This window comes from Nodosilinea sp. LEGE 07298, assembly GCF_015207265.1.
Classification (GTDB): domain Bacteria; phylum Cyanobacteriota; class Cyanobacteriia; order Phormidesmidales; family Phormidesmidaceae; genus Nodosilinea.
Genome location: NZ_JADEXE010000320.1, coordinates 1 through 7353, shown reverse-complemented (window position 1 = coordinate 7353; position 7353 = coordinate 1). Strand labels below are relative to the sequence as shown.

Here is a 7353-nt window from a genome sequence, read left to right as displayed (position 1 = left end):
CTCCAATACTCCTCCGGCGAGTACGCCACCGGCCAACACTACCCCAGCCAGTACCCCACCCGCTAGCAACAGTGGTGACGCTACAGCGGCTTTACCCGTGCTGCGCCCCGGCATGGAAGGTGATGGTGTTCGGCAGCTACAGCAGCGTTTAAAGACTAAAGGGTTTTATAACGGCGCGATCGACGGCATCTTTGGTAGCCAAACTGAGGCCTCCGTCCGACAGGCTCAGGCGGCCAATAACCTCACCGTAGACGGCATTGTTGGCCCCGCCACCTGGCGCGCGCTAAATTAAGGCAATCTCGAATATTTGCAGCTGATGCAGCCAGTCTCTCGGCAGGCGGCAGTACAGCTATAGCGGAGGCTACACCTTGGTTTGCCCAGCGTAGGGACTTTTGAATTGAGAGATCTAGCACCACTAAAGAAGCCGCCGAGAACAAAAACATTCCGGCGGCTTCTTTAATAATTTAGATTTAGCCCTACAAACTGCTATTGGGGGCTCCACTCAGCCTGGGTTAACCAATCAGCCCCTGGGTTAGTCGAGTCGGGCACGGTGGCGCTGGCATAAATTGAATACGGAATATCAAGAGACTCCATGGCAGACATTTGCTGGGCAGAGCTATTCATGTAGAGCATGTAGTTGCCCATCAAAAAATAGACTCCCATCAGGGCGGCGGCGGAAGACGCCACCAGGAAACCCGCCAGCATCAGGGAAAACTCCTGACCTTTGACAGCCTGCTCCATCAGCCGGAGCGCCCAGGCTACCAGGGCAATAACGATAGTCAGGATGAGCAGCAGCATGGAAGAGGGCTTACGGTAAAGATTTCGATAGCAGAACTCAAAGCTTGGAAACTTAAAGCTTCTCACCTGTATGTTACACATCGTAACAGGCATTCATAAAACCGGCATGGTTCCACAGAATGTTTTCGCATTTGCCAGTTCAGTTTGGCCTGACTAGGTCAGGCGGACTGGCACTTGGCGATCGCGTAAGTGCTCTTTTACCTGCTGTACCGTGAGTTGACCGTAGTGCAGCAACGAGGCCAGCAGGGCTGCTTCTGCCCGGCCCTCCGTGAGCGCCTGGTGAATGTGGTCGCAGTTGCCTGCCCCACCAGAAGCGATTACCGGCACCGGCACCCGGTCGGCGATCGCGCGGGTCAGATCCAGGTCGTAGCCTGCCTGGGTACCGTCGGCATCCATACTGGTTACCAGCAGTTCGCCAGCTCCTTGAGCGACAACGGTTTCAGCCCAGATCAGGGCATCTAGCCCAGTGTTCTCGCGGCCCCCCCGCACATAGACATCCCAACCGGGGTGGGCGGGGTCTTCACGGCGGCGAGCGTCTATGGCCACGACAATGCACTGAGCCCCAAAGCGATCGCTGGCTTCTTGAATGAGTTCAGGTCGCTTGACCGCCGCCGAGTTGATGCTGACTTTATCGGCCCCAGCTCGTAACAGTTTCTTAATGGTCTCTAAGGATTGCACCCCTCCGCCTACCGTCAGGGGAATAAACACCTGCTCGGCGGTGCGATACACCACGTCATAGATAATGTCGCGGTCTTCGTGGGTGGCCGTAATGTCAAGAAACACCAGTTCATCGGCCCCCGCCTGATTATAAGCCTGAGCCAACTCCACCGGGTCGCCAGCATCGCGAAGATCGACAAAGTTGACCCCTTTGACCACCCGCCCGGCTTTGACATCCAAACAGGGCACAATCCGTTTTGCCAGCATTTAACGTTCTCCTTCGTCGTCCATTCGCTGCTCCCCTGCTCCCCTGAGCAGATCTGCCCAGGAAAAAACTGTTTTGCTCAAAGACTCAACCACTGATTCCTGCCATGCCCTATTTCTCTCCACAGAAGATTACCCCTTTCCCAGGTTTCACAATAGAGGATTTTGAGGATCAACAGAGGCCAAGACGCTGATAGACTGTGTCTTGGTTTTATTGTTGGATAGGCAGTTGGAGCCCTCAGTGAACATGGGTTTAGAGATTGGTCAGAAGGTGAAGGTATCCCGTCTCCGCGATCGGGTTTCGAAAGATGTGTCGGCTTACCTTGGCAAGCGCGGCGTTATAAGCCAGTTCAAGATGGTGGACGGCAGCGGCGTGGGCGTTGTGGTGGAGTTTGAAGACCGCTATACCACCTGGTTTTTTGAAGATGAGCTGTCTGCCATTCAGTAGTGAACATTAGGTGGCCAATGGCAGCACCAGGCCACGTTTTAGGGCTGCTAAATCTCGGTAGAACCCTTGCGGCTCCCTTCCTCAGGGGGATGGTTAATGGTTTTTTGATCACTAAAATTGAGGGGTCTTAACCTAAAGAATCCCTAGAGGGTGAACTCCACGGATTTTTCACAGGTGCTGCCACAGGTATCAGATGTCTTTAAGATATCTAGGGTGGGATGGCGCTGAAATAAGCCTGTAGATCGCCAAAAGCTTCGATCTGCCGTAGGGTGGGCGCTGCCCATCAGGCTTAATTCAGTGCCGTTCATCTGAAGTGCTCTTTCCCATCTCAACCAGGGGACGGGGCTGGTTCGCAGCGGCAATGACCTAACAGAACGTGTAAACCCAATTTTTTATGGCATTAATTCTCACTTATTTGGGTAAGGGTGGCTGCGGCAGCACTACTGTTGCCATCGCTGCCGCTAAGCAGCGATCGCGAGCCGGACAGCGAGTGCTGCTGGTCATTCAAGATGTCACCCCGGCTCCGGCGCTGCTGCTGGGGCAGCCCCTGGGGGCGGAGCCTGCGGAGCTAGAGCCCAACCTGTGGGCTATGCAGTTTCAGGCGGCGACCCAGCTAGAGAAAAGCTGGGATGAGGTGAAAACCCTGGAGGCCCAATACCTGCGCACGCCGTTTCTCAAGGCGGTCTATGGTCAGGAACTGGGCGTAATGCCGGGCATGGATAGCGCCCTGGCCCTCAATGCCCTACGCCAGTACGACGCCAGCGATCGCTACGACGTGATTATCTACGATGGCAGCGATGCCACCGCTACCCTGCGTATGCTGGGCATGCCCGAAATTTTGGATTGGTACCTGCGGCGGTTTCGCGGTGTGTTTCAGCAATCAGATGTGGGGCGGGTGCTATCGCCCTTTTTGCAGCCGATGGCTTCGGCGGTGTTGGCAGTTGACTGGTCGGGTGATGTGCTCGATCAGCCTACCGGGCAGGTGCGATCGCAGCTTGAAGACGGGCGTCAGGCGGTCACCAACCCCAGCCGAGTCGCGGCCTTTTTGGTGACAACGCCGACGGCGGGGGCTGTGGCTACTGCCCGCTACCTATGGGGCAGCGCTCAACAGATTGGCCTCACTATCGGCGGCGTACTCGTCAACAGCGGCCACTTGAACGATGATCAGGCGACATCCTTTGCGCCGTTGCCCCAGGTAACGCTGCCCCAGGTGGTAGAACAGGGCTGGGAGAGCGCGATCGATGCCCTGCCCGACCCGGCTCAGTGGGCGGCAGCCGCTCCTCGCCCCGTCAGCGTAGATGAGGCGACTAAGACGGTGCGGCTGTTTCTGCCCAGCTTTGATAAAACCCAGGTTAAGCTCACTCAGTACGGCCCCGAGGTCACCATTGAGGCGGGCGATCAGCGGCGCAACCTGCTGCTGCCTAAGTCTCTCCAGGGCAAGGCGGTGGCTGGGGCCAAGTTTCAAGAGCAGCACCTGGTGATTTCGTTTAGCTAGGGCTTCTCTTTCTGGAGATATCCGAGCGGCGCTATGTCATCGGTTCCCCAGCAAAAATGCCCTCCGCAGCCAGCAGGGTTTGATTCTCCCCCAAAAAATGTGGCACCGTGGGTAAGTATTGCGCTTACCTGATTCTTCATCGACTCGTAGCAGTTTCACACCACCATGGCTGAACAACCGTCTTCCATCCCGGTCAACGACGTTCCCGACCCGACCCCGGCGGCTGGGGGTGCCCCTGAAGCTACGCCAGAAATCGCGCCCGCGATCGCTCCTAAAGCCCAGGGCAATGCGGCTCGCCAGCTGCTGGGCATGAAAGGGGCTAAGGCAGGCGAAACTTCGATCTGGAAGATTCGCCTACAGCTGATGAAGCCGATCACCTGGATCCCGCTAATCTGGGGAGTGGTGTGCGGGGCCGCCTCATCCGGTAACTACCGCTGGAATTTGGAATACGTGCTGATTGCCGCCGCCTGCATGCTGCTCTCAGGGCCACTGCTGACCGGCTATACCCAAACCCTCAACGACTTCTACGATCGCGACATCGACGCCATCAATGAGCCCTACCGGCCCATTCCCTCCGGGGCGATCTCGATTCGCCAGGTGGTAGCCCAAATATTGGTGCTGTTGGTCGGTGGGGTGGCGGTAGCCTTTGCCCTCGATCACTGGGCGGGTCACAGCTTTCCCACCATCACGGCCCTCGCCCTGGGCGGGTCGCTGGTGTCGTATATTTATTCGGCCCCTCCCCTCAAGCTCAAGCAAAACGGCTGGCTGGGCAACTACGCCCTGGGGGCCAGCTATATCGCCCTACCCTGGTGGGCAGGTCACGCCCTGTTTGGCACCCTAACCTGGCAGATTGTAGTGCTTACTTTGTTCTACAGCCTGGCCGGTTTGGGCATTGCCGTAGTAAACGACTTCAAGAGTGTGGAGGGCGATCGCCAGATGGGGCTCAAGTCGCTGCCGGTGATGTTTGGCGTTACCACCGCCGCCTGGATTTGTGTGCTCGCGATCGATATTTTTCAGGGGGGCGTAGCGGCCTACCTGATGGCCATTCACCAAAATCTTTACGCGGTGCTGCTGATCCTGCTGATCATCCCCCAAATCACCTTTCAGGACATGTACTTTTTGCGCGACCCGCTGGGCAATGACGTCAAGTATCAGGCCAGCGCCCAGCCCTTTTTGGTATTGGGTATGCTGGTGACGGGGCTGGCTCTAGGCCACGCAGCACTTTAGGGGATCCATTTCTTCAAGGCAGTACCCTTGAAGAAATGGTCGAAACCCCATACAGTTCTCAGATAACGTGAAGGGCAACGGTGCTATGGCTCGATCTTGGTTAACCTGGTTGTCGTTTCCGACAAGGAAGTCATCGCGTTCTGCCAGACGAAAGACTTCGGGCCGCAAGACCGATAGGGTCAGCCCAACCAATTCTGCTAAGACGACCGCTTCGCCGCGATCGGTCGAAGCTCAGCCTGCGCCCTCCCGCGATCAGGTGATACCGCCGCGCAGCTATCGACCGCTGTTTTTGCGGCCCTTGTTTTGGATAGTGCTACTGGCTGGGGCAGGTATTGCCGGGGGAGGTACCCGTGCCTATCGTGTATTCGAGCATACCAATGCCACGCTGCCCGATCCGAATGCGGCGTTGACCTACCAGCGCGATGGCACCGTCACGATGGTGTCAGCCGACGGCGTAATTCTGCAAAAGCTTGGCCCTGCCAGCCGAGAAACCATTACCTATGACGACATTCCTGAGCACCTGGTAGACGCGTTCATCGCCTCTGAAGACCGCCGCTTTTATGAGCACAACGGCGTTGACTACCGGGGCATTGCTCGCGCCGTTTTGACCAACCTGCAAAACCGGGAAACGGTTGAAGGGGCTAGCACCATTACCCAACAGCTGGCTCGCATCGTCTTTCTCGATCAGGAGCGCAGCTACCAGCGCAAGCTTAAAGAAGCGCTAATGGCCGTCAAGCTCGAAAAAAGCCTGACCAAAGAGCAGATTATTGAGCGTTACCTCAACCTGGTGTACTTGGGCTCTGGAGCCTATGGCGTAGCCGATGCGGCCTGGATTTATTTTGGTAAAACCATCGATCAGCTCACCGTAGCAGAGTCGGCCATGATTGCCGGTATGGCTCCGGCCCCCAGCTTATATTCGCCATCGGTCAATGTAGAATCGGCCCGCAGTCAGCGTAACCGGGTGATTCGCCGCATGCTGGCCACCGATGCCATTACTGGGGTAGAAGCCGAAGAGGCCATTACCGCCAGCGTAGAAGTCGCTACCAACCAGCCCAAGTTTCTCTACAGCGAGTTTCCCTACTTCACGATCTACATTCAAAAGCAGCTGGAGGCTCTGCTGCCTTCCGACCAGCTAGAGGCTGGTGGTCTAACGGTGGAAACGACTCTGAATGTGGTCTGGCAGCGCCGTGCCGAAGAAACCGTTGAAGAGGCTGTTGAACGCTACAGCAATTGGCAGCGAGTAGGGCAGGTAGCTCTGGTGGCCGTTGACCCCCGCAACGGCGAAATTAAGGCTATGGTGGGCGGCACTGACTTTACCAGCGAAAATCAGTTCAACCGGGTTACTCAGGCTCAGCGACAGCCGGGGTCAACCTTTAAAACCTTTGTCTATGCAGCGGCGATCGCAGGGGGTATGTCACCCTACAAAAACTACATGGATGCCCGCTACGTAGTCGACGGTTACGAGCCCAAAAACTACGGCAAAACCTACAGCGGCGGCATGGATTTGCTGGAGGCACTACGCAAGTCGGTCAACATTGTGGCCGTCAAGCTGCTGGTCGATGTGGGCTTTGACCCAGTAGTGCAATTGGCAGGGCGGATGGGCATTGAGTCACCGCTGCTGCCCGCCTACTCGTTGGCCTTAGGCACATCAGAAGTTAACCTGCTAGAGCTAACCAGCGCCTACGGAACCTTGGCCAATAAGGGCGTACACCGCCCGACCCACGGCATTCGGCGGGTGCTTAACAGCGACGGCGAAGTTATTTACGAACGGCCCAACGAGTCGGTGCAGGCCATTGATGCCGACACAGCGGCAATTATGACCTGGATGCTGCGAGGGGTTGTTGAAGGGGGGACGGGCGGCAATGCCACCCTGGGCCGCCCGGTGGCAGGTAAAACCGGCACGTCTGAGGAATATCGGGATCTCTGGTTTGTGGGCTACATTCCTCAGCTGGTGGCTGGGGTATGGATGGGCAACGATGACAACACGCCTACCCGAGGGGCTAGCAGTATGTCTGCTAGCGTCTGGCGCGATTTTATGGCCAAGCTTACCGACGATATTCCCTCTGAAGATTTTCCCAGTCTGCCCCGCCTGGGTGGGCGTGAGGGCACTATTACCCTCAGCCCAGTCAAACCGGGTCGAGTAGTGGCCGAAAACGGGCCGTCGCAATCGTCGGAGTCAGCGTCTAGCTCTAGTGGCGAAAGTCGCCAGACCGCTAGCCAATCTGACAGTGGACGTAGTTCTTCTTCCAGTAGCAGTGGGACATCTTCTGCCGCAAGTGGTGATAGCGACAGCGGCAGCGGCAGCAGCGGTCTTAGGAATACGAGTGCTCCCCGTTCGGAACCAGCGACAGCGCCTGCTCCGGTGATTAACAATGAACCACCGGCTCCAGCGCCGGTAGCCCCGGCCCCACGCCCAGTCAATACGGCCCCGGTAGCGCCGGCTCCAGCGCCTGCCCCGGTAGCC

At 57.2% G+C, this 7353-nt stretch carries 7 protein-coding genes; 5 read left to right on the top strand and 2 right to left on the bottom strand.

The genetic code is table 11. The features are described 5' to 3' along the window. On the top strand, window positions 1-292 hold a 292-nt coding region (locus IQ273_RS28045; RefSeq protein WP_194026415.1), incomplete at its 5' end, for a peptidoglycan-binding protein. Window positions 293-486: 194 nt separating this feature from the next. On the opposite strand, the gene IQ273_RS28040 is transcribed toward IQ273_RS28045, so the two are convergent. Next, window positions 487-798, bottom strand: a complete 312-nt coding sequence (locus IQ273_RS28040; protein ID WP_194026414.1) for a hypothetical protein — start codon at window positions 796-798, stop codon at window positions 487-489. A 153-nt stretch (window positions 799-951) separates the two neighbouring features. After that, entirely contained in the window at window positions 952-1722 is a 771-nt protein-coding gene (gene hisF / locus IQ273_RS28035; RefSeq protein WP_194026413.1) for an imidazole glycerol phosphate synthase subunit HisF, read from the bottom strand. 244 nt (window positions 1723-1966) lie between these two features. Here hisF and IQ273_RS28030 point away from each other — a divergent pair, with 244 nt between their 5' ends. The 4 genes from IQ273_RS28030 to IQ273_RS28015 form a co-directional block, all read left to right on the top strand. Next, a complete protein-coding gene (locus IQ273_RS28030) occupies window positions 1967-2167 on the top strand; it encodes a DUF2862 domain-containing protein (protein WP_194026412.1) in 201 nt (66 codons plus the stop codon). A 394-nt stretch (window positions 2168-2561) separates the two neighbouring features. Then, the gene (locus tag IQ273_RS28025) at window positions 2562-3662 is read left to right on the top strand and encodes an ArsA family ATPase (RefSeq protein ID WP_194026411.1); all 1101 of its coding nucleotides are present in this window, start codon (window positions 2562-2564) and stop codon (window positions 3660-3662) included. 165 nt (window positions 3663-3827) lie between these two features. Beyond that, window positions 3828-4889 carry a chlorophyll synthase ChlG gene (gene chlG / locus IQ273_RS28020; protein WP_194026410.1) on the top strand — a complete coding sequence of 354 codons (1062 nt, stop codon included), beginning with the start codon at window positions 3828-3830 and terminating at the stop codon, window positions 4887-4889. Between the two features lie 85 nt (window positions 4890-4974). Beyond that, window positions 4975-7353, top strand: a 2379-nt coding sequence (locus IQ273_RS28015; RefSeq protein ID WP_228054019.1) for a transglycosylase domain-containing protein, incomplete at its 3' end; no start/stop codon positions are given.